The following is a 19,964-nucleotide window of genomic DNA, read 5'->3' on the forward strand; positions in this document are numbered from 1 at the left end:
GCACGTCCGAGCAGATTACTCGTCGGTACCACGGCCCGCGCAAGACCCGGGGGCGACCCGGTGGTGGTCAGGACCGCTTCGCGCGTTCCGACCGGCCCTTCAGCCGGCGCGCCAGCGGAAGCAGGCCGACCGCGCCGACCGCGCCGGCCACGGGCGGAACGAACGGCACGGCCGCCGCCAGACCCTTCTGGTCGAAGGTGTCCGGCACCGGCAGCGTCGACCAGTGGTTGATCGGCCAGGCCACCACGAAAGCCCGTCCGATGACCTCGTCCACCGGAACGGTGCCGCCACCCGGCTGGTCCATGTGGAAGCGGGAGTCCAGCGAGTCCGCGCGGTGGTCACCCATCACCCAGATCCGGCCGTCCGGCACCTTCACCGGGCCGAAGGGCTTCGTCCCGCAGGGGGTGTTACCGGGGAACACGTACGGCTCGTTGAGAGCGATCCCGTTGACCTTGACCGGCCCCTCGCCCTCGCACTCGACGGTGTCCCCACCGACCGCGATGACCCGCTTGATCAGGTCCTTCTCGTTCTCGGAGGGCATCAGGCCGACGAAGCTGAGCACGTCCTGCACCCCCCGCACGAAGGAGTTGTCGCTCTGCTTGGTGGGCTCGTCCGCCAGCCAGCCGCCCGGGTCGTGGAACACCACGACCTCGCCCCGCTCGGGCTCGGCTCCGAACCACGGGGTCAGCTTGTCCACCAGGACGCGGTCGCCGACCTGAAGCGTGTTCTGCATCGACTCCGACGGAATGGAGAACGCCTGGACGAAGAAAGTCTTGATCACCAGCGCCAGGACCAGCGCGATGCCGATCAGAATCGGCAGTTCCTTCCAGAACGAGCGCTGCTTGTGCTCCTTGCCGCCGGCCTTCTCCTCCGACCCGCCGTCAGAGCTCACGTCGTCCCGGGCGTCGGAACCGTCGCCCGCACCACTGCCCTGCTCGTCCGCGGACTGAACCGCCGCGTCCTCCGCGGAACTCGAAGACACCGCGGACTCCGTCGACCGTTCCGCCCGATGACCGGAGCCCTCGGGCTCTCCGGCGCCTGAGCGGGCGCCGATCACCAAATCCCCCACAACGTCTCCTCCCAGCTGTGCGGACGCCTGCGCGTCCGCGCTCACAGTGCCGCACAGCGGGCACTACCTCCACCATCGACCGTGCCCCGGCCCCAGGGCCGCCCTCTTCGGGGACACCTGACACCGGCCCAGCCTCCGGACGCGGCCGTTGTCGCGTACCGGCCGCACCAGCACTTCTCTATCACTCCCAGGCATCCGGCTCGCGCTCCCACGCACGCCGGCCGACCCTCCACCGGTCAGCCGGGCCTACTCCCGAGGCCGCCCAGGCCTTCGGCCGATGAGCGGAAGGATGCCCAACACACCCATAACGAGCGGAGGTTCCTTCGGAAGCGGCCCAACATCCATCGCTTCCGGCCCAGTTCCACGGACGTCCGCCGACCGGGCCAGCGAGGAGAGTGAACCCGGCGCATCAAGTTGATGGACCCGGCCGACCGGCCAGGCCACCACGAACGCCTGACCGACCACACCACTCAGTGGGATGGTGCCCTGCCCCGGATTACCCATGTGAAAACGGGAGTCGGCCGACACGTCCCGATGGTCGCCCATCACCCAGAGCCGCCCCTGCGGCACCTTCACCTTGAACGGCTGGCGGGACGGCGGGTTGCCCGGCGACAGGTACGGCTCGTCCACCGCCGTGCCGTTGACGCTGAGGCGGCCCTGCTCGTCGCAGCACTCCACGGTGTCCCCGCCGACACCGATCACCCGCTTGATCAGATCCTGCTCGCTGTCGGACGGCAGCAGCCCGACGAAAGTGAGGACCTGCTTCGCCCCGCGAAGCACCGGCCCGTCCGTGGACGGCTTGTGGTCGGCCTCCAGCCAACCGCCCGGATCCTTGAACACCACGACGTCGCCGCGCCCCGGCTCGGTACCGAACCAGGGGGTGAGCTTGTCCACCAGCACCCGGTCGCCGATCTGGATGGTCTGCTCCATCGAACCGGAGGGGATGACGAACACCTGCACCATGAAGGTTTTCATCACCAGTGCCACCAGCAGTGCCACCAGGACGATCAGCGGGATCTCATGCAGGAGCGAGCGCTTGCGGCGGCGGGCGGCCCGGCGGGCGGTACGCCGACGGTCGGCCCGCCCGCGGATGGGCGTCGCTGCCTCCGGGCCGGTCGCCCCCGGTCCGCGGGCTCCCGCCGGATCGTCCGGTACCGCGTCGGACGGTCGGTCCGCCAGGCGGCCCCTACCTCTGGTCCCCATGGCCACCGGTCCCCCCTACCGCGGCGAACGCCGCCGACCGGTCCAGGCCGGTCCAGTGGCCGACCGGGTAGACCACCCACTCCGCCCGTCCGATCACCTTGCCCTCGGGCACGAACCCGCCACCGGGCTCACCCAGGTGGTCCCGCGAGTCACGGGAGGCATCGCGGTGGTCCCCCATGACCCACAACTTTCCGGCCGGCACGACCACATCGAAGGCCACCTTCGACGGCTCGTCCCCCGGTGCGAGGTAGGAGGACTCGTCGACCGGTACGCCGTTGACGGTGATCCGCGCGCCCGGCCCGGTACTGGTCACCCGGTCCCCGCCGACGCCGATGACGCGCTTGACGTAGACCGAGTCGTCGGCCGGCGCGAGTCCGAGATCCCGGACGAGCGAGCGCAGTGCGTTCCCGAACCCGGTCGGCTCGGCCGACCCACGCAGGAAGGAGCCCCTCCCGTCGAAGACCACCACGTCACCGCGCCGCGGATGCCCTCCGAAGGAGTAGGCCAGTTGGTTCGCGATCAGGCGGTCGCCCGGGCGCAGGCTGTTCTCCATCGACCCGGACGGCACCGCGAACGGCCGCGCCACGAAGGCGTTCACCAGGAGCAGGGACAGCAGGCAGATACCCACCAGCAGAAGGAGGTCACGCGAGCGCGAACGAGGCACCACCCCGGGCTCGTCCACCGAAACGTCGGCAGAAACGTCGGCCGAAGCGCCCGCCGAGTCCTCCACCGAAACGTCGGCCGAGGTCCGCTCGGATTCCGGGACCGCCTCCCGGGGCGCCTGGGCCTCGGGGACGCGCCGGGTGCCCGGCTCGAGCACCGGCTCCACCACCGGCGCCGTGGCGGGCACCGGCGCCGGGGCGGGCGCGGTCGTGGAAACGGCCGCGGACCGCGACGGCGAGTCCGCACCGGTGGGTGCGGGACAGCCGTCGCGGTCCGCGGATGGTTCGTGCGTGCTCATCGGGGGGTGAGCTTACCGTGCGGCAGCCGCGCCCCCTAGAGCGCTCCGATCCCCCGGGAGTACCGGGGGACGGTGGATCAGCGGTCGCGCTTCTCCTTGATCTTCGCGGCCTTGCCGCGGAGGTCACGCAGGTAGTACAGCTTGGCGCGGCGAACCGCACCGCGGGTCACGACCTCGATCTTCTCGACGACCGGGGTGTGCACCGGGAAGGTGCGCTCCACGCCGACGTTGAAGCTGACCTTGCGAACGGTGAAGGTCTCGCCGACACCGGCGCCGTGGCGGCGGATGACGACGCCCTGGAAGACCTGGACACGAGAGCGGTTGCCCTCGATGACCCGGACGTGGACCTTCAGGGTGTCACCGGCACGGAAGGCCGGAATGTCGCTACGCAGCGAGGCCGCGTCGACAGCAGCGAGCTTGTTGCTCATGTTGCTCTCCATCGCAGGCGCCACGGGCCGCCCACGGAAGTTCGTCACAATGGGGTTCGCTGCGGGCCGCATCGGTTGGCGATGTTCCCCCCGTGGCGAGGGCACCGGACCACGTGACTCCTACGTGAGGAGACCAGCGACAGACAGCAGCGACCTATTCTTCCACACCATCGACCACAGACCGAAATCGACCGAGCTGCTCGTCCCAGGCCAGGCCGAGGATGCTCAGCGCCTCACGGTCCTTCTTGTCGAAGCCGCCGTACTGCCAGCGCTCGACCAGATCGGGGCGGTTCGCCAGGGTCCGGGCGAAGGCCTGCTCGCGCCGCCAGCGGGCGATCCGCCCGTGGTTGCCGCTGAGCAGGACGTCCGGCACGGTCCGGCCGCGCCACTCGGCGGGCTTGGTGTAGACCGGGCCCTCCAGCAGGTCGGCCATGGCGCCGGGCGCGAAGGAGTCGTCCCGGTGGGACTCGGCGTTGCCGAGCACCCCGGGCAGCAGCCGGGCGATCGCCTCGACCATCACCAGCACGGCGACCTCGCCGCCGGCCAGGACGTAGTCGCCGATCGACACCTCGACCACCGGCATCCGGGTGGCCGCCTCCTCGATCACCCGCCGGTCGATGCCCTCGTACCGGGCCGGAGTGAAGGTGAGCCACGGGCGTCCGGCGAGCTCCTGGGCCAGCTCCTGGGTGAAGGGGCGCCCGCTCGGGGTGGGCACCACCAGCGTGGGCACCTCCCCGTCGGGGCCCGCGCTCAGCACGCCGTCCAGCGCCTCGCCCCACGGCTCGGGCTTCATCACCATGCCCGGTCCGCCGCCGTACGGGCTGTCGTCCACCGTGCGGTGGATGTCGTGCGTCCAGCCGCGCAGGTCGTGGACGTGCACATCCAGCTGACCGCGGGCGCGGGCCTTGCCGACCAGGGAGATGTTCAGCGGCTCCAGGTACTCGGGGAAGATCGTGACGACGTCGATCCGCATCCCGTCCTGGACGCCCCGCACCGCGGGCGGCTCCTGCGGCGACAGTTCCTCGGCGGTCACTCCGACTCCTCCGGATCCACCGACTCGTCCGACCTGCCCGACCTGTCTGACCCCTCCGACCCGTCCGACCCGTCCGACGCATCCGCGTCATCCGCCTCGCCCCGCACGACCTCGGCCTGCTCCGGGTCGATCAGGCCGCCCGGCGGGTCGATGACGACGCGCTGGTTCTCCAGGTCGATGGTCGGCACGATGCGGGTGACGAAGGGCACCAGCACCTCCGTCCCGTCGGGCTTCTCCACCGTGAGCAGGTCCTGGTAGGGGAGGTGAACGACCTCGGTGAGCTCACCGACCGGGGTGCCGTCGAGCAGGACGACGTCCAGACCGATCAGCTGGTGGTCGTAGTACTCCTCCGGGTCCTCGGGGCTCTCCTCCGGGTCGACCTCGGCGATCAGGACGGTGCCGCGCAGGGCCTCTGCGTCGTTGCGGTCCTTGACGCCGGCGAAGCGCAGCAGCAGCCGGCCGCTGTGCACCTTGCCGGACTCGACGGTCAGCGGTCCGGCCGACGCGGGGTCGGTGAGGAGGACGGCACCGGGACCGAGCCGGAGTTCCGGCTCATCGGTGCGGACCTCGACGCTGACATCCCCCTTGATGCCGTGGGCGCGGCCGATCTTACCGACGACGAGCTGCACGGTGATCGTTCTCCTGGGTGCTGGGTGCTGGGTGCCGGCGCTGGGCACTGGGTGTGGGTGCTGGTACGGGGTACCAACGATGTGGTCGCCGTGACGGGTCCCGGCGCTGGAGCACAGGGCCGCGGAGGCGGGGGCACGGCGAGAAGGCGGTCGGGAACAGAGAAAGGCCGGCCGGGACGACATGCGTCCCGACCGGCCTCAAGCCTGACGGCTGAACGAGCAGCAGCGTCAGCGAATGCTGTCCACGTCGACCAGGTCGACACGGACGTTGCGACCGCCGAGGGCGCCGACAACGGTGCGCAGTGCACGCGCCGTGCGGCCGCCCCGGCCGATCACCTTGCCGAGGTCATCGGGGTGCACACGCACCTCGATGGTGTTCCCCCGACGCAGGTTGCGCGAACGCACCTGCACCTCGTCGGGGTGCTCGACGATGCCCTTCACCAAGTGGTCGAGGGCGTCCTCGATCACGATCAGGCCTCGACGGCGGCGTCGGCGTCAGCCTCGGCCTTGTCCGACTTCTTGGCCTTCGGGGTGATGGCAACACCGGTGGTGGCGTCCTCGAAGCCGGCGACGGCCTTCGCGAACAGGTGCGAGAAGTCCTCGACCTTGGGCTCGGCAACCAGCAGCGGAGCCGGGGCCGGCAGGCCCTTGAACTTCTGCCAGTCGCCGGTCAGCTTGAGGATGGCGAGAACCGGCTCGGTCGGCTGGGCGCCGACGGACAGCCAGTACTGGGCGCGCTCGCCGTCGACCTCGATCTTCGAGGGGTTGTAGGTCGGCTGGTAGATGCCGATCTCCTCGATCGCGCGGCCGTCACGCTTGGTGCGCGAGTCGGCGACGACGATGCGGTAGTGCGGGGAGCGAATCTTGCCGAGACGCTTGAGCTTGATCTTGACTGCCACGGGAGTGGATTCTCCTGGTGTTGACGTGGGTGAGCGGCCGCACCGTCGCGTGGGGTTGCGAGGCTGGCCGTTCAAGGGACACGCCAGCCGTAGGAGAGAGGGGTCCTGCTCGGCTGCCGAGTACTCAGCTGTCCATTCTGCCATACCGGCGCGAACCGCCTCGCCGCCGCCCGCTCGGCTCGACCGCCACCGACCACGGCCCGAAGCCGCCCGGTCAACGCCCGGTCACGCTGAGAAGCGCTCGTCCGGCACTGGCTCGGCCACCGACCGGCACCCGCCCCGCACCCGACCGGCACAGTCACTCCCCGGAGCCGCCCGGCCGACACCCGGCCACGGCTCACCACCGCCCCTCACCGGCCCACCACTCGGACCGCCACACCACCGACCGGCGCGGTCCACCCGTGGCCGACCGCCGAAACAGGTCGACCGGGAGCCCCCGCTCCCGGTCAGCCCAACACATCACAGCCGCCGGTCAGGGCCGCCGATCGGTCGTCCCGATCAGCCCTGCCGGCCGGGGCCGTCGATCGCTCCGGCCGGACGCACTGCCCGCACAGTCGCCGGCCGGCTCCCCACGCTACGCGATCTTGAACGGCTGCTGGCAGGCACCGCAGACGATGGACGCCTGCGCGAGGACCGACGGCACGACGCGGACGTTGCGCCCGCACCCGCAGACCGCCTTGACCCGGACGCCGCCCCCGGAGGAGCCGTGCCGGGCCGCCGGGCCGCGGAAGGCGCGCGAGACGCCGTCTCCGGCCACCGCCTCCTGGTGGGCGCCGAGGGCCCGGTCCAGCCGCTCGATGGTCTCGGCGTACCGCTCCTGCGTCTCCTTGAGCATGGTCACCTGGGAGAAGCCGCTGCTCGCATGCGGCTCGACCGGGTGCGCCAGGCCCAGCTCGGAAGCCAGGAGCAGGAAGCGCCGGTTGTGGTAGCGGCCGGCCCGCGAGGTGTCCCGGATGTCCCGGGCCGCGGCCAGACCGTGGGCAGCCTCGTGGAGGAGCCGCTCGAAACCGAGCCGCGTGCCACAGGCCGAGGAGGACTCGCCGATCAACGCCTCGGGCGAGGCGAGGTCGGGGAGGTCCTGATGGAAGGCCTGGATGTCACTCCAGGCGGCGGCCAGTTCGGCCGCGAGAACGAGGGGCTGTGTCGTGCTCACGCTAGACCAACGACGGAGTGCGAGCCGATGTTCCGCGTGTTCCCGATCTCCTGGAATTCCCAGGAAACTCTCAGGAATGTACGAGCGCGCGCGAAATGCGCGTTCCGGATCTGACGCAAGACCAACCCCCTGCCGGTTTGGGCCCGTCGTAGCTCGGCGGACCTCGTCATTTCCGTCCGGGGGGCGGGCTGTCGCACCCAGGACGTACGGCCCGCGGTCCTGTCGAGTTGACAGGGCCACGGGCCGTACACCGTACCGCTATTCCGTTAATACCGGCAGTTGACCGGCCAGTAGGGATGTCGACTGGTGAGACGGCCACCGGACGGTTACCGCCGGAATTCCCGACGGCGGTTGTCGACCGGATGTCCGACGGATGTCTCACGGTTGTCGGGCAGCTGCCGGATCATTGCCGTCAGCTGCCAGAAATCGCCAGTACCTGTCGGTTTCCAACATCGACGACCAACGTCAGCCATCGCCTCGCCCGGGGCGTCCCGAGACCGCACCAGGCCCGTCCCGCGGGCCGCGGGTCAACCGGCCCGAGATCCGCCGGTGCGCCCACGTCCGAGCGGCCCAGCGGCCCGAGCACCACCAGAAGCCCCAGCAGCCCAACCGACCCGAACGGACCCGAACGCCCCCGCAGACGCGGATCCGCCGGCGCACCGCTGTAGGTGCGCCGGCGGATCCGCGCGCCGTTCAGTGGGCGGCGCGGGCCGTTCGGTGGACGTGGCCGGTCAGCGGCCGGTCAGTCGCCGCTCAGCAGCCGATCAGTAGGCGCGGGCCACGATCGCGATGTTGCCGTCCTGGTCGTCCGTCTGCGGCACCGAGCCGTCGGCGGCCACGATGCAGCGCACCGAGACGCCCTGCTCGGCCAGCTTGGCCTCGCCCTCCGGGCCCAGCTCGGCCCAGGAGATCCGGCCCCAGCCGGTGGCGGCGGCCTCGACGGCCTCGTCCAGGTTGGTCACGTCGACCGTGCGGGACTCGCGGCGCTCGCGGGACTGGCGCAGCAGCAGCGCCTGGTCCTCCTCCAGGACACCCGGGAGCAGCTCGGCCAGCGCGTCGATCGAGACCGGCTCCTTGCCGCCGGGGATGCGGCGGGCCAGCATCGCGGTGCCGTTCTCCAGGTCGCGCGGGCCGACCTCGATGCGCAGCGGCACGCCCTTGAGCTCCCAGTCCACGGCGCGGCGGCCGAACGGGGTGTCGGTGCGGTCGTCGACGACCACGCGGATGCCGACGGCCTCCAGCCGGGCGCCGATCTCGCGCACCTTGGCGATGACCGCGTCGTCGCCCTTGATGGCGAGGACGACGGCCTGGACGGCGGCCAGGCGCGGGGGCACCCGCAGGCCGTTGTCGTCGCCGTGGGACATGATCAGGCCGCCGACCATACGGGTCGAGACGCCCCAGGAGGTCTGCCAGACGTACTCGCGCTCGGCGCCCTGGAGCTGGTAGGTGGTGTTGAACGCCTTGGCGAAGTTCTGGCCCAGCTCGTGGCTGGTGCCCATCTGCAGCGCCTTGCCGTCGCCCATCATGCCTTCGAGGGTGAGGGTGTTGATCGCGCCGGCGAAGCGCTCCTTGGCGGTCTTGCGGCCGAGCACGACGTCGATGCCGAGCACGTTGGTCATGAAGTCGCCGTAGACCTGGGTGTGGATCATCGAGGCGTACTCGCGGGCGTCCTCGTACGTGGCGTGGGCGGTGTGGCCCTCCTGCCAGAGGAACTCGGTGGTCCGCAGGAAGACCCGCGGACGCAGCTCCCAGCGGACCACGTTGGCCCACTGGTTGATCAGCAGGGGCAGGTCGCGGTGGCTCTGCACCCACTTCGAGAAGTACTCGTTGATGATGGTCTCGGAGGTCGGCCGGACGACGACCGGCTCGTCCAGCTGCTTGCCGCCGCCGTGGGTGACCACGGCGAGCTCGGGGGCGAAGCCCTCGACGTGCTCCGCTTCCTTGGTCAGGTAGGACTGCGGGATGAACATCGGGAAGTAGGCGTTCTGCGCGCCTGCCTTCTTGATGCGGGCGTCCATCTCCTGCTGCATCCGCTCCCACAGGCCGTAGCCGTACGGTCGGATGACCATGGTGCCGCGCACCGGACCGTTGTCGGCCAGCTCGGCCTTGTTGATGAGGTCCTGGTACCAGCGCGGGAAGTCGTCCGCCTGGGGGGTGAGAACGGGTGCCTTTGCCATGGGGCGAATGGTACGGGGACAAGGGGCCTGACTTCGAATCCGTTCCACGGAACCGGTTCGCGCGCAAGCCGTCCCCTTCCCGCCCGGGCCGGGACGGTGCCCGGGCCGCCCGGCGGCCGAAGGGCGCCCCGGTTCCGCCAGGGGGCGCACGACCGCGACACGCGCGCACCACCCTGCACCCCTCTGGACGCCGCGCCCGAGCCGCTGTTCGCTGGAGTGGGGCGGGACTTTGGGGGAGCCGTAGCAGGACACCGAAGGACCGGATGGGAGGCCGCGATGGCTTCAGCTCGAACGACCGGCACGACCGTACGACCCACAGGCGCACATCCGCACGACCGGCGGGCCGCGGGGGCGTGGCCCGCGCGGGCGCGCGACTGGGCGGAGATCCAGGAACGCATGCTGGTACCGCTCTACGAGGCGGTCTACGCCCGGCTGGAGGTCGGCCCGGCGAGCAGCGTGCTCGGCCTGGGCTGCCGCTCCGGCCTGGCGCTGCTGCTGGCCGCCGGGCGGGGCGCCCAGGTCGCCGGTCTGGAGCCGCACGACGAGCTGCGCGAGCTGGCGCGGGACCGTCGGCTGAAGGTGGGCGCGGGCGCCCGGCCACCGGCGGAGGTCCCCCGCTCGGCCTATTCGCTGGTCACGGTTTTCGAGCAGCTGCCGGGGGCCGCCGATCCGCAGCGCGTGGTGACCGACGCGGCCCGGCTGACGCTGCGCGGCGGGCACGTGGTGCTGGCCGCCTGGGGCCCGCCGGAGCGCTGCGAGAGCGCGGCGGTCCTGGACGTGGCCCGGCGGATGGCGGGGCGCACCACCGCACGCGACCCGTTCGGGCTGAGCACGCCCGGCGCCCTGGAGGACCTGCTCGGGCCGGCCCGCCTGCGCCCGGCCGGCAGCGGCCGGGTGAGCTGCCCGTTCGCCTATCCGGACCTGGACAGCGCGGTGCGCGGACTGCTCTCCACCGGCCTCTACGACGCGGCGGCGGACTTCTCCGGGCTGTCGCTGGTGGCGAAGGAGCTGGAGGAGGCGCTGCAGCCGTACCTGCGGCCGGACGGCTCGGTCCGGATGGAGAACGTGTTCCGGTACCTGATCGCCGACCAGCCGCGGTAGCCCGACCGGCCCCGGAGCGACCGGCGAGCGACCGCGTGGCCCACGGCGCGGCAGAACCGCACCACGGCACCACCGAGCCGCCGAGCCGCCGAACAGCCGAACAGCCGAACAGCCGAACAGCCGAACAGCGAACAGCGAACAGCCGAGCCGCGCCACCGGACAGCCCAGCCGCCGCACCGCACCACCACCGGAGCCGGACCGGGGGCGCCCGCAGCCATCGCGGACGCCCCCGGTCGGCCGGCTCACGCCTGGTCGAGCGCCTTCCGGGGCACCCCGGCGGCCCGGTACGCCGCCTCCTCGTCCAGCGTCTCGGCCTCCAGCAGCGCGGCCGCCAGCGCGTCCAGCCTGGCCCGCTGCTCGGTCAGCAGCCGCACCGCCTCCTCGTAGCACTCGGCGACGATCCGCCGGGCCTCCTCGTCGACCGCGTCCAGCGTGGTCGGCGCCGCGGAGAGCCCGTACGCGCCCTGCGGGTCGGAGGGGACGGCGGTGAGCCGGCCGACCCGCTCGCTCATCCCCCAGCGGCCGGCCATCCCCCGGGCGATGTTGGTGACCTGCTCCAGGTCGCTCTCCGCACCGGTGGTGATCACCCCGTAGACCACCTGCTCGGCGGCCATCCCACCGAGCGCGCCGATGATCCGGCCGCGCAGGTAGGGCTCGGTGTACGAGTAGCGGTCGGTCTCGGGGGTGGACAGGGTGACGCCGAGGGCGCGGCCGCGCGGCACGATGGTGATCTTGCGGACCGGGTCGGCGCCGGGCTGGAGCATGCCGAGCAGGGCGTGGCCGCTCTCGTGGTACGCCGTGCGCTCCCGCTCGGCCTGCGGCATGACCAGCGGCCGGACGGCGCCCAGCTGGACCTTCTCCAGCGCGTCCGAGAGGTCCCGTTCCCCCACCGCGTCCTGCTTGCGCTTGACGGCCAGCAGGGCGGCCTCGTTGACCAGGTTCGCCAGCTCGGCGCCGGTCATGCCGGGGGTGACCTTGGCCAGCTGGTGGAGATCGGTGTCCCCGGCCAGCGGGACGGCCCGGGTGTGGATCCGCAGGATGGCCGCGCGGCCGTCGCGGTCCGGCGGGCTGACGGTGATCCGCCGGTCGAAGCGGCCGGGGCGCAGCAGGGCCGGGTCGAGGACGTCCGCCCGATTGGTGGCGGCGATGACGATGACGCCCTCGGAGCCGGTGAAGCCGTCCATCTCGGTGAGGATCTGGTTGAGCGTCTGCTCGCGCTCGTCGTGGCCGCCCATGCCGCCGCTGCCGCCGCGCTGGCGGCCGATGGTGTCGATCTCGTCGATGAAGACGATCGCGGGGGCGACCTTGCGGGCCTCCGCGAACAGCTCCCGGACCCGGCCGGCGCCGACGCCGACGATCATCTCGATGAACTCCGAGGCCGAGGCGGAGAAGAACGGCACGTCGGCCTCGCCGGCGACGGCCCGGGCGAGCAGGGTCTTGCCGGTGCCGGGCGGACCGGCGAGCAGCACCCCGCGCGGCATCTTGGCGCCGAGCCGCCGGTAGTGCTGCGGGTTCTTCAGGAAGTCGACCACCTCGGCGAGTTCGGCCTCGACCTCGTCGATGCCGGCCACGTCGGCGAAGGTGGTGCGCTTGCCCTGCTCGGCGGTGACCGGCTTGGGCGGGGCCTTGCGGCCGAGCGGGCCGCCGCCCATGCCGCCGGCCATCCGGCGGGCCAGCAGCACCCAGATCAGGATCAGCAGGAGCATCGGGGCGAGCGAGATCAGCAGGTTGGCGAGGAAGCTGCGCTGCTGGACCACCGGCTTGGCGGTGACCTCGACGCCCTGCTGCTGGAGGGTGGTCCAGAGGCTGTCGCCCGCGAAGGACGGGCGCTGGGTGTCGAACTCGGTGTAGTCGCCCTTGCCGCCGTCCGGCTTGGGCGCCGCGTTCTTGAGGGTGCCCTCGATGGAGTCGCCCTTGGAGTAGATCTTGGTGACGTTGCCGTTGTTGAGCTGGTTGTTGAACTCCGTGTAGGAGATCGTCGTCGCGCCGGCGTTGCCGAAGAAGGACAGCAGCAGGTCGGTGATCAGGAACACCACGAGGGCGGTGAGCACGAGGCCGATCCAGCCGCCGGGCATCTTGCGACGGGGCGGCTGCGGGGGTGGGGCACCCTCGGAGCGCCAGGGCTGGTCGGGGGTCCGGCGCGGCGGTACGGGATCGGTCACCTGTCGGACAGTACGGACATTCATCCGGGTGAGACAGCCGCAACGCCGCGCCCGCACGGCCGCACCACGGGCACCCGGGTCGCCCCGGACACCCGCCAGCCGCGCCGCTCCCCCCGCGCCGCTCTCCCGCCCCGCGCCGCGCTACTCCCCCGCGCCGGGCCACTCCTCGGCGGTCAGCGCGAACCGCTCGTGGTCCCGCCAGGCGCCGCTCAGGAACAGCATCCGGGGCGTGTACCCCTCGTGCCGGAAGCCGAGCCGCTTGGCCAGCCCGATCGAACGCGCGTTGTCCGGCTGCACGTTGATCTCCAACCGGTGCAGGCCGAGACCGCCGGCCGTCTGCGGGGCGAAGCAGCGGTCCAGCACCAGCCGCATGCCCTCGCTCATCCGGCCGGTCCCGGCGAACGGCACGTACGAGTCGTAGCCGAGCGCGCCGTTGCAGAACCGGCCCATCACGATGTTGGCGACGTTCACCTTGCCGACCAGCCCACCGGTGGCCTGATCGACGATCAGGAAGGTGCGCAGACCGGCGCCCTGGCGCTCCAGGAGATCGGGGAGCCCGTTCGGCTCGACCGGGTTCCACCGCCCGATGTGCTCGGCGGACCGGCGGACGGCCTCGGCGTACGGAACCTCGTCGTCGGCCCGTGGGGCCCTGATCGTCACTCTCACCCCACCATCATCGGACATGTGAACGGCCCGCCACCCGGATACCCCGGGTGGCGGGCCGTTCGGACGCCGACGGCGGCCCCGGACGGTGCCGGGGGCGGGCCGGTGCCGCGGGAACCGCGGCAGGACCTGCAACAGGACCTACAGCAGGTCCTTGAACTCCTTGGGCAGCTCGAAGTCGGACGGGCCCTTGCCCGCGCCGAGGCCGAAGGCGCCGCCCTGGGCCGGCGGCTGGCCGGCGCCCGGGCCGAGCGCGCGGCGCTCGGCCGCCGCGGCCTCCTCCTGCGCGCGCTTCAGCGGGTTGCCGCTCTTGCGCTTGCCCTTGGCGGCCGGGGCCTTCTTGGCGGACTTCTTCGAGCCGCCGCCCATGCCCGGGATCCCCGGCATACCGGGGATGCCCTTGCCGGAGGCCATCGCCGACATCATCTTGCGGGCCTCGAAGAACCGCTCGACCAGGTTGTTGACCTCGCCGACCTGGACGCCCGAACCCTTGGCGATGCGCAGCCGGCGCGAGCCGTTGATGAGCTTGGGGTCGGTCCGCTCGGCCGGGGTCATCGACTTGATGATCGCGCCGACGCGGTCGACGTCCTTGTCGTCGATGTTGTTGATCTGGTCGCGGATCTGGCCCATGCCGGGCAGCATGCCCAGCAGCTTGGAGATCGAGCCCATCTTCCGGACCTGCTCCAGCTGGTCCAGGAAGTCGTCGAGCGTGAAGTCCTTGCCGCCGCCCTGCAGCTTGGAGGCGATCTTCTCGGCCTCGGCCTGCGAGAAGGTCTGCTCGGCCTTCTCGATCAGCGAGAGCATGTCGCCCATGCCGAGGATGCGCGAGGCCATCCGGTCCGGGTGGAAGGCGTCGAAGTCGTCGACCTTCTCGCCGTTGGAGGCGAACATGATCTGCCGGCCGGTGACGTGCGCGACCGACAGGGCGGCGCCACCGCGGGCGTCGCCGTCGAGCTTGGACAACACCACACCGGTGAAGTCGACACCGTCGAGGAAGGCCTGCGCGGTGGTGACCGCGTCCTGGCCGATCATCGCGTCGACGACGAACAGGACCTCGTCCGGGTTCACCGCGGCCCGGATGTCGGCGGCCTGCTGCATCAGCTCGGCGTCGATGCCCAGACGGCCGGCGGTGTCGACGACGACGACGTCGTACTGCTTCTGCTTGGCGTACTCGATCGAGTCGCGGGCGACCTGCACCGGGTCGCCGACGCCGTTGCCCGGCTGCGGGCCGTAGAAGGCCACGCCCGCGCGCTCCGCGACCACCTGGAGCTGGTTGACGGCGTTGGGGCGCTGGAGGTCGCAGGCGACCAGCAGCGGGGTGTGCTTCTGCTGCTTCAGCCAGTGGCCGAGCTTGCCGGCGAGGGTGGTCTTACCGGCGCCCTGGAGGCCGGCGAGCATGATCACCGTGGGGCCGCTCTTGGCGAACCTCACCCGGCGGGTCTCGCCGCCGAGGATCGCGATGAGCTCCTCGTTGACGATCTTGATGATCTGCTGGGCGGGGTTCAGCGCGCCGGAGACCTCGGCGCCGAGGGCGCGCTCCTTGACCTGCTTGATGAAGGCCCGCACGACCGGCAGCGCGACGTCCGCCTCCAGCAGCGCGATGCGGATCTCGCGGGTGGTGGCGTCGATGTCCGCCTCGCTGAGGCGGCCCTTGCCCCGGAGGTTCTTGAACGTCGCTGCGAGGCGATCGGAAAGGGTGTCGAACACGTCGTCGCGGGTCCTCTGCGGCATCGGGATCAGTACGGTCGTCGCCCCCAAGGGTATCCGGCCGCCCTGGCAACGGTCTCCACCCCCGGACGAACCGGCCCGGGGGCGCCCGGAGCGGGCGGCTCCGACGGCCGCCCGCAGGCCCCGCGGCCGCCCCGCGAGGGCGGCGACGGGGCCCCGGCGGGCGTCGGGGCCCGGTCAGCCCAGCGCCGCCCGGACGGCCTGCGCCACCTCCCCGGCCCGCCGGCCGGAGAGCGGCCGGCCCGCCTGGTCGGTCAGGTAGAAGGAGTCCACGGCCTCCGCCCCGAGCGTGCTGACGTGTGCCGTCCGGACCCGGACGCCGGCGCCGTCCAGGGCCCGGCCGATCCGGTGCAGCAGGCCGGGGGCGTCATGGGCGCGCACCTCCAGCACCGTCGCCGTCGCCGAGGCCACCTCGGGCGCCACGGCGACCACCGGTGGCGGGGTGGGGATGCCGCGCCGGCGCGGGGCTGCCGCGTCGCGCTCGGCGAGCCGCCGCGAGACGTCCAGCGAGCCGTCCAGCGCCCGGCGCAGGTCGGCCCGGAGCCGGGCCGCCTCGGGCAGCTCGCCGAACTCGGCGGCCACCGTCCAGGACAGCAGCAGGACCGGGCCGGCGCCGATCGGGTCCAGCTCGCGCAGGCCCGCCGAGCGGACGGTCAGCCGGTGCAGGGCCAGCACCCCGGCGACCGTGCCGAGCAGACCCTGCCGGTCGGGCACGGCGAGGGTCAGCCGCACGCCCATCGGCTCGGTGCCCGGCTGGTCGTCCCCGTCGGCCTGGGCCAGCAGCGAGAGCGCCGGACCGCCCGTCCGGGCGGCCTCGACGGCGAGCCGCTCCTGTTCGGCGGTCGGCGCCGCCTCCCCGGCGTGAGAGCCCCACCGGCCCGGGTCGGGCGACGGGTACGCGCCGGCCAGCCGGTCGGCGGCCCGGGCCGCCAGGCCCTCCACCAGCGAGGCCCGCCAGCGGCTCCAGGCGGCCGGGCCGGTGGCGGTCGCGTCGGCCTCGGTCAGCGCGTGCAGCAGCTCCAGCTGCGGCAGGGTGGCGACCACCTTGGTGATCGCCTCCACGGTGGCGGGGTCGTCCGGATCCCGCCGCGTCGCGGTCTCCACCAGCGTCAGGTGGTGGCGGACCAGCACGGCGAGGGTCTCCACGGACTCGTGGTCGAAGCCCATCCGGGCGGCCACGTCGCGGACGATCACCTCGCCCGCCTCGCTGTGGTCGCCGGGCCAGCCCTTGCCGATGTCGTGCAGCAGCGCCGCGACCAGCAGGAGGTCCGGCCGGGCCACCCGGCGGGTCATCGCGGCGGCCCGCACGGCCGTCTCCACCAGGTGCCGGTCGACCGTCCAGCGGTGCACCGCGTTGCGCTGCGGACGGCAGCGCACGCGCTCCCAGTCCGGCAGCAGCCGGGTGATCAGCCCCTCCGCCTCCAGCGCCTCCCAGACCGGCAGGCAGGCCTCCCCGGCGCCGAGCAGGGTGACCAGTTGCTCGCGCGCCTCGTCCGGCCAGGGCACCGGCAGCGGGCGGCACTCGGCGGCCAGCCGGCGGACCGTCGCGTAGGAGATGGTGAGCCCGTTCTGGGCCGCCGCGGCCGCCGCGCGCAGCGGCAGCACCGGGTCGGCGGCCGGGCGGGCCCCCTGGGCGAGCACCGCCTCGCCGTCCTGCTCGACGACGCCCTCGGCGAGCGGTCGGCGCTGGACGGCGCCGCGGGCCACCGCGCCGCCGCCCCGACCGGTGCCGGTGAACGGGAAGGAGAGCCGGGAGGAGCGCCGGCCCCGGGTGGTCCTGGCGGCCAGCACCCGGTCCACCGCCCGCCAGGTGACGTCACTCGCGTAGGCGATGGTCCGCGCGGCCTCGTACACCTGGCGCAGCAGGGTGTCGGCGTCCAGTACGCCGAGCCGTTCGGCGACCTGGTCCTGGTCCTGGAGGCTGAGCCGCTCGGTGGCCCGGCCGGTGACCAGGTGCAGCGCGTCCCGCACGTCCGCCAGCCGCAGGGCGGCGGCGTCCAGGCCGTCGCGCGGGGCGTCGGCCAGCCAGGTGGCGGCGATCGCGTTGAGCGCGACCACGTCGCGCAGGCCGCCGCGGGCCTCCTTGAGGTCCGGCTCCAGCAGGAAGGAGAGCTCGCCGTGGCGCTCGGCCCGCTCGCGGCCGAGTTCGCGCAGCTCGGGCAGGCGGTTCGGGGCGCCGGCGCGCCAGTCGGCGAGCACGACGGAGCGCAGCCCGGCGGTGAGCTCCCGGTCGCCGGCGATGTGCCGGGCGTCGAGCAGGCCGAGCTGGGCCTTGAGGTCGTCGGCGGCGACGGTCCGGGCCTCGGCGAGGGTGCGGACGGAGTGGTCGAGCGAGGCGCCGGCGTCCCAGACCGGGTACCAGATGCGTTCGGGCAGTTCCGGGTCGAGCGGACCGTCGTGCAGCAGCAGGACGTCGAGGTCGCTGCGCGGGGAGAGTTCGCCGCGCCCGTAGCCGCCGACCGCGACCAGGGCGACGCCGGCCGGGGCACCGGCCGCCGCCAGCAGTCCGGCCAGCCACTCGTCGGTGAGCGCGGCCAGCGCGGTGCGGCGGGCGGTGCTGACGAGGCCGGGCGTGTCCAGCAGTCGGGCCCGGGCGGCGCCGTGGTCGGGCGGGCCGTCGTCCCCGGACGGGCGCTCGGGGGGAGTCACGGGCCCGGCGGCGGGCCGGGAGGGCGGGTCGGGCTGCGTGGTCATCGGGGGTCCCCGTCCGTCGTCGTCCGGTCTGAGCGCGCGCTGGTCGAGCGGGCGGCGCCCGGTCGCGCGAGGAACGCCGATTCGCGCGAGGAGCGCTGATACGCCGTCAGCGGACCCGCGACCACGGGGTGGTCACGGGCCCGCCGGCGGGATCGTGCTGAATGCTAGGCCCTGTCCTGGAGGAAGGGGTCCTGGTCAGAGGGCGTCGGGGCCGCGCTCACCGGTCCGGACCCGCACGGCGGTCTCGACCGGGACGCTCCAGACCTTGCCGTCGCCGATCTTGCCGGTCCGGGCGGCCTTCACCAGGACGTCGATCAGCTGGTCGGCGTCGTCGTCCTCGACCAGGACCTCGATTCTGACCTTGGGTACCAGGTCCACGGTGTACTCCGCGCCCCGGTAGACCTCGGTGTGACCTCGCTGGCGGCCGTAACCGCTCGCCTCGGTGACGGTCAGCCCGTGCACCCCGAAGGCCTGCAGGGCGGCCTTCACGTCGTCCAGGCGGTGCGGCTTGATGACTGCGGTGATGAGCTTCATCAGGCGTCGACCCCGGTCTTCTCGGTGTTCTTCCCGGCGGCCCTGGCGGCGGGCCCGGAGGTGGACTCGGCGACCACCGCGGCGGCCATCCTGGCCGGACCGGCCCCCAGCGCGCTGAAGTCGTAGGCGGACTCGGCGTGCTCGGCCTGGTCGATGCCGGCCACCTCGACCTCCTCGGCGACCCGGAACCCGACCGTGCTGTCGATCGCCTTGGCCAGCAGCCAGGAGACGACGAAGGAGTAGGCGGCGACCACGGCCACGCCCATCGCCTGCTTGCCGAGCTGCTCCAGGCCACCGCCGTAGAACAGGCCCTTGGCGGTCTGGCCGACGGTGCCGGTGGCGAAGAGGCCGACCAGCAGGGAGCCGATGGCACCGCCGACCGCGTGCACGCCGACCACGTCGAGCGAGTCGTCGAAGCCGAAGCGGTACTTGAGGCTGATCGCCGCGGCGCAGACGGCGCCGGCGATCAGGCCGATCGCGACCGCACCGAGCGGGCTGACCGAACCGCACGCGGGGGTGATGGCGACCAGACCGGCCACCGCGCCGGAGGCGGCGCCCAGCGTGGTGAACGCGCCGTGCCGCAGCTTCTCGTAGATCAGCCAGCCGAGCAGCGCGGCCGCCGTGGCCACCTGGGTGTTGACGAAGGCCATCGCGGCGACACCGTTGGCGGCCAGCGCCGAGCCCGCGTTGAAGCCGAACCAGCCGAACCAGAGCAGCCCGGAGCCGAGCATGACCAGCGGCAGGCTGTGCGGGCGCATCGGGTCCTTCCGGAAGCCGACCCGCTTGCCCAGCACCAGGCAGAGCGCCAGGCCCGCGACGCCCGCGTTGATGTGCACGGCGGTGCCGCCGGCGAAGTCGATCACGCCGTTGCGGTCACCGAGCCAGCCGCCGTTGCCGCCGTCGAAGAAGAAGACCCAGTGCGCGACCGGGAAGTAGACGATGGTCACCCAGAGGGCGATGAACAGGCCCCAGGCGGTGAACTTGGCGCGGTCCGCGACGGCCCCGCTGATCAGGGCCGGGGTGATGATCGCGAACATCAGCTGGAAGGCGGAGAACGCGGTGACCGGGATGGTCCCGGTCAGGTCGTTCAGCCCGACCCCGTGCATCCCGAGGAAGTCCAGGTTGCCGATCAGCCCGGCGCCGGCGTCGGGGCCGAAGCTGAGCGAGTACCCGTAGAGGACCCAGAGCACGCTGACGATGCCCAGCGAGAGGAAGCTCATCGCCAGCATGTTGAGTGTGCTCTTGGCCCTGACCATGCCCCCGTAGAAGAAGGCCAGCCCGGGGGTCATCACCATGACCAGGGCCGCGCAAATGAGCACGAAGGCGGTATCGCCCGCGCTGAAGCCGTCCGGCATCGGCGTCTCCTCATGAATGGAAGCCGCTCCACACCCGGGATACCTGTCCCGTGCCACCCGGGGTGTCGGCGATGGGAGGAGCGTGCCGAAGTCGGGTTTCGACCGATGCGACCCGGTGTTTCGCGACCGTGACGACGGCGACGCGCGGGTTACGCCTACGTGAACCACGGCCCTG

The 19,964-nt window shown here is 72.6% G+C and carries 17 protein-coding genes; 1 reads left to right on the top strand and 16 read right to left on the bottom strand.

Translation table 11 applies throughout. The features are described from left to right. Positions 1-67 precede the first annotated feature (67 nt). From lepB (ABZ497_RS22630) to proS, 10 genes are all read right to left on the bottom strand, one after another. Complete coding sequence (gene lepB, locus ABZ497_RS22630; RefSeq protein ID WP_359807849.1) at positions 68-1,069, bottom strand: signal peptidase I; 1,002 nt, start codon at positions 1,067-1,069, stop codon at positions 68-70. Positions 1,070-1,315: 246 nt separating this feature from the next. Beyond that, positions 1,316-2,272, bottom strand: a complete 957-nt coding sequence (gene lepB / locus ABZ497_RS22635; RefSeq protein ID WP_359807897.1) for a signal peptidase I — start codon at positions 2,270-2,272, stop codon at positions 1,316-1,318. Next, a complete protein-coding gene (lepB, locus tag ABZ497_RS22640; protein WP_359807899.1) occupies positions 2,256-2,954 on the bottom strand; it encodes a signal peptidase I in 699 nt (232 codons plus the stop codon). The genes lepB (ABZ497_RS22635) and lepB (ABZ497_RS22640) overlap by 17 nt, the downstream gene beginning before the upstream one ends. Before the next feature lie 356 nt (positions 2,955-3,310). Next, positions 3,311-3,661 (bottom strand): 50S ribosomal protein L19, encoded by a 351-nt coding sequence (rplS, locus tag ABZ497_RS22645; protein WP_063347674.1) that lies wholly within the window; start codon positions 3,659-3,661, stop codon positions 3,311-3,313. 154 nt (positions 3,662-3,815) lie between these two features. Continuing rightward, positions 3,816-4,634, bottom strand: a complete 819-nt coding sequence (gene trmD, locus ABZ497_RS22650; protein ID WP_352291691.1) for a tRNA (guanosine(37)-N1)-methyltransferase TrmD — start codon at positions 4,632-4,634, stop codon at positions 3,816-3,818. A 56-nt stretch (positions 4,635-4,690) separates the two neighbouring features. Further along, positions 4,691-5,323 (bottom strand): ribosome maturation factor RimM, encoded by a 633-nt coding sequence (gene rimM, locus ABZ497_RS22655; protein ID WP_359807851.1) that lies wholly within the window; start codon positions 5,321-5,323, stop codon positions 4,691-4,693. Between the two features lie 228 nt (positions 5,324-5,551). Further along, entirely contained in the window at positions 5,552-5,791 is a 240-nt protein-coding gene (locus tag ABZ497_RS22660; protein WP_030306741.1) for an RNA-binding protein, read from the bottom strand. A 2-nt stretch (positions 5,792-5,793) separates the two neighbouring features. Beyond that, on the bottom strand, positions 5,794-6,222 hold the full coding sequence (rpsP, locus tag ABZ497_RS22665; protein ID WP_329489770.1) for a 30S ribosomal protein S16: 429 nt from the start codon (positions 6,220-6,222) through the stop codon (positions 5,794-5,796). A gap of 574 nt (positions 6,223-6,796) precedes the next feature. After that, a complete protein-coding gene (locus ABZ497_RS22670; protein ID WP_329489769.1) occupies positions 6,797-7,375 on the bottom strand; it encodes a hypothetical protein in 579 nt (192 codons plus the stop codon). Between the two features lie 764 nt (positions 7,376-8,139). Continuing rightward, positions 8,140-9,552, bottom strand: coding sequence for a proline--tRNA ligase (gene proS / locus ABZ497_RS22675; protein WP_329489768.1), 1,413 nt, complete (start codon positions 9,550-9,552; stop codon positions 8,140-8,142). Positions 9,553-9,948: 396 nt separating this feature from the next. Between proS and ABZ497_RS22680 the strand changes: the two genes are divergently transcribed. Next, complete coding sequence (locus tag ABZ497_RS22680) at positions 9,949-10,653, top strand: methyltransferase domain-containing protein (protein ID WP_359807854.1); 705 nt, start codon at positions 9,949-9,951, stop codon at positions 10,651-10,653. A gap of 242 nt (positions 10,654-10,895) precedes the next feature. Here ABZ497_RS22680 and ftsH read toward each other — a convergent pair whose 3' ends face one another. From ftsH to ABZ497_RS22710, 6 genes are all read right to left on the bottom strand, one after another. Continuing rightward, complete coding sequence (gene ftsH / locus ABZ497_RS22685; RefSeq protein ID WP_359807856.1) at positions 10,896-12,839, bottom strand: ATP-dependent zinc metalloprotease FtsH; 1,944 nt, start codon at positions 12,837-12,839, stop codon at positions 10,896-10,898. 117 nt (positions 12,840-12,956) lie between these two features. Next, positions 12,957-13,499, bottom strand: coding sequence for a GNAT family protein (locus ABZ497_RS22690; RefSeq protein ID WP_329489765.1), 543 nt, complete (start codon positions 13,497-13,499; stop codon positions 12,957-12,959). A gap of 120 nt (positions 13,500-13,619) precedes the next feature. After that, on the bottom strand, positions 13,620-15,185 hold the full coding sequence (gene ffh, locus ABZ497_RS22695) for a signal recognition particle protein (protein ID WP_329492257.1): 1,566 nt from the start codon (positions 15,183-15,185) through the stop codon (positions 13,620-13,622). A gap of 198 nt (positions 15,186-15,383) precedes the next feature. After that, a complete protein-coding gene (locus tag ABZ497_RS22700; protein ID WP_359807858.1) occupies positions 15,384-17,900 on the bottom strand; it encodes a [protein-PII] uridylyltransferase in 2,517 nt (838 codons plus the stop codon). A gap of 195 nt (positions 17,901-18,095) precedes the next feature. Then, positions 18,096-18,434 carry a P-II family nitrogen regulator gene (locus ABZ497_RS22705; protein ID WP_329489763.1) on the bottom strand — a complete coding sequence of 113 codons (339 nt, stop codon included), beginning with the start codon at positions 18,432-18,434 and terminating at the stop codon, positions 18,096-18,098. Beyond that, positions 18,434-19,789, bottom strand: a complete 1,356-nt coding sequence (locus tag ABZ497_RS22710; RefSeq protein WP_359807860.1) for an ammonium transporter — start codon at positions 19,787-19,789, stop codon at positions 18,434-18,436. The genes ABZ497_RS22705 and ABZ497_RS22710 overlap by 1 nt, the downstream gene beginning before the upstream one ends. Positions 19,790-19,964: the final 175 nt, after the last annotated feature.

Origin of the sequence: Kitasatospora sp. NPDC005751, from assembly GCF_040630835.1 — a bacterium.
In the GTDB taxonomy this organism is placed as follows: Bacteria; Actinomycetota; Actinomycetes; order Streptomycetales; family Streptomycetaceae; genus Kitasatospora.

What these genes read in the sequence shown, in the direction of transcription:
- rplS (WP_063347674.1), bottom strand. Translation starts at nt 3,661, where the DNA reads ATGAGCAACAAGCTCGCTGCTGTCGACGCGGCCTCGCTGCGTAGCGAC.
- ABZ497_RS22705 (WP_329489763.1), bottom strand. Translation starts at nt 18,434, where the DNA reads ATGAAGCTCATCACCGCAGTCATCAAGCCGCACCGCCTGGACGACGTG.
- ftsH (WP_359807856.1), bottom strand. Translation starts at nt 12,839, where the DNA reads ATGAATGTCCGTACTGTCCGACAGGTGACCGATCCCGTACCGCCGCGC.
- trmD (WP_352291691.1), bottom strand. Translation starts at nt 4,634, where the DNA reads ATGCGGATCGACGTCGTCACGATCTTCCCCGAGTACCTGGAGCCGCTG.
- lepB (WP_359807897.1), bottom strand. Translation starts at nt 2,272, where the DNA reads ATGGGGACCAGAGGTAGGGGCCGCCTGGCGGACCGACCGTCCGACGCG.
- ABZ497_RS22680 (WP_359807854.1), top strand. Translation starts at nt 9,949, where the DNA reads ATGCTGGTACCGCTCTACGAGGCGGTCTACGCCCGGCTGGAGGTCGGC.
- ABZ497_RS22700 (WP_359807858.1), bottom strand. Translation starts at nt 17,900, where the DNA reads ATGACCACGCAGCCCGACCCGCCCTCCCGGCCCGCCGCCGGGCCCGTG.
- ABZ497_RS22710 (WP_359807860.1), bottom strand. Translation starts at nt 19,789, where the DNA reads ATGCCGGACGGCTTCAGCGCGGGCGATACCGCCTTCGTGCTCATTTGC.
- proS (WP_329489768.1), bottom strand. Translation starts at nt 9,552, where the DNA reads ATGGCAAAGGCACCCGTTCTCACCCCCCAGGCGGACGACTTCCCGCGC.
- ABZ497_RS22690 (WP_329489765.1), bottom strand. Translation starts at nt 13,499, where the DNA reads ATGTCCGATGATGGTGGGGTGAGAGTGACGATCAGGGCCCCACGGGCC.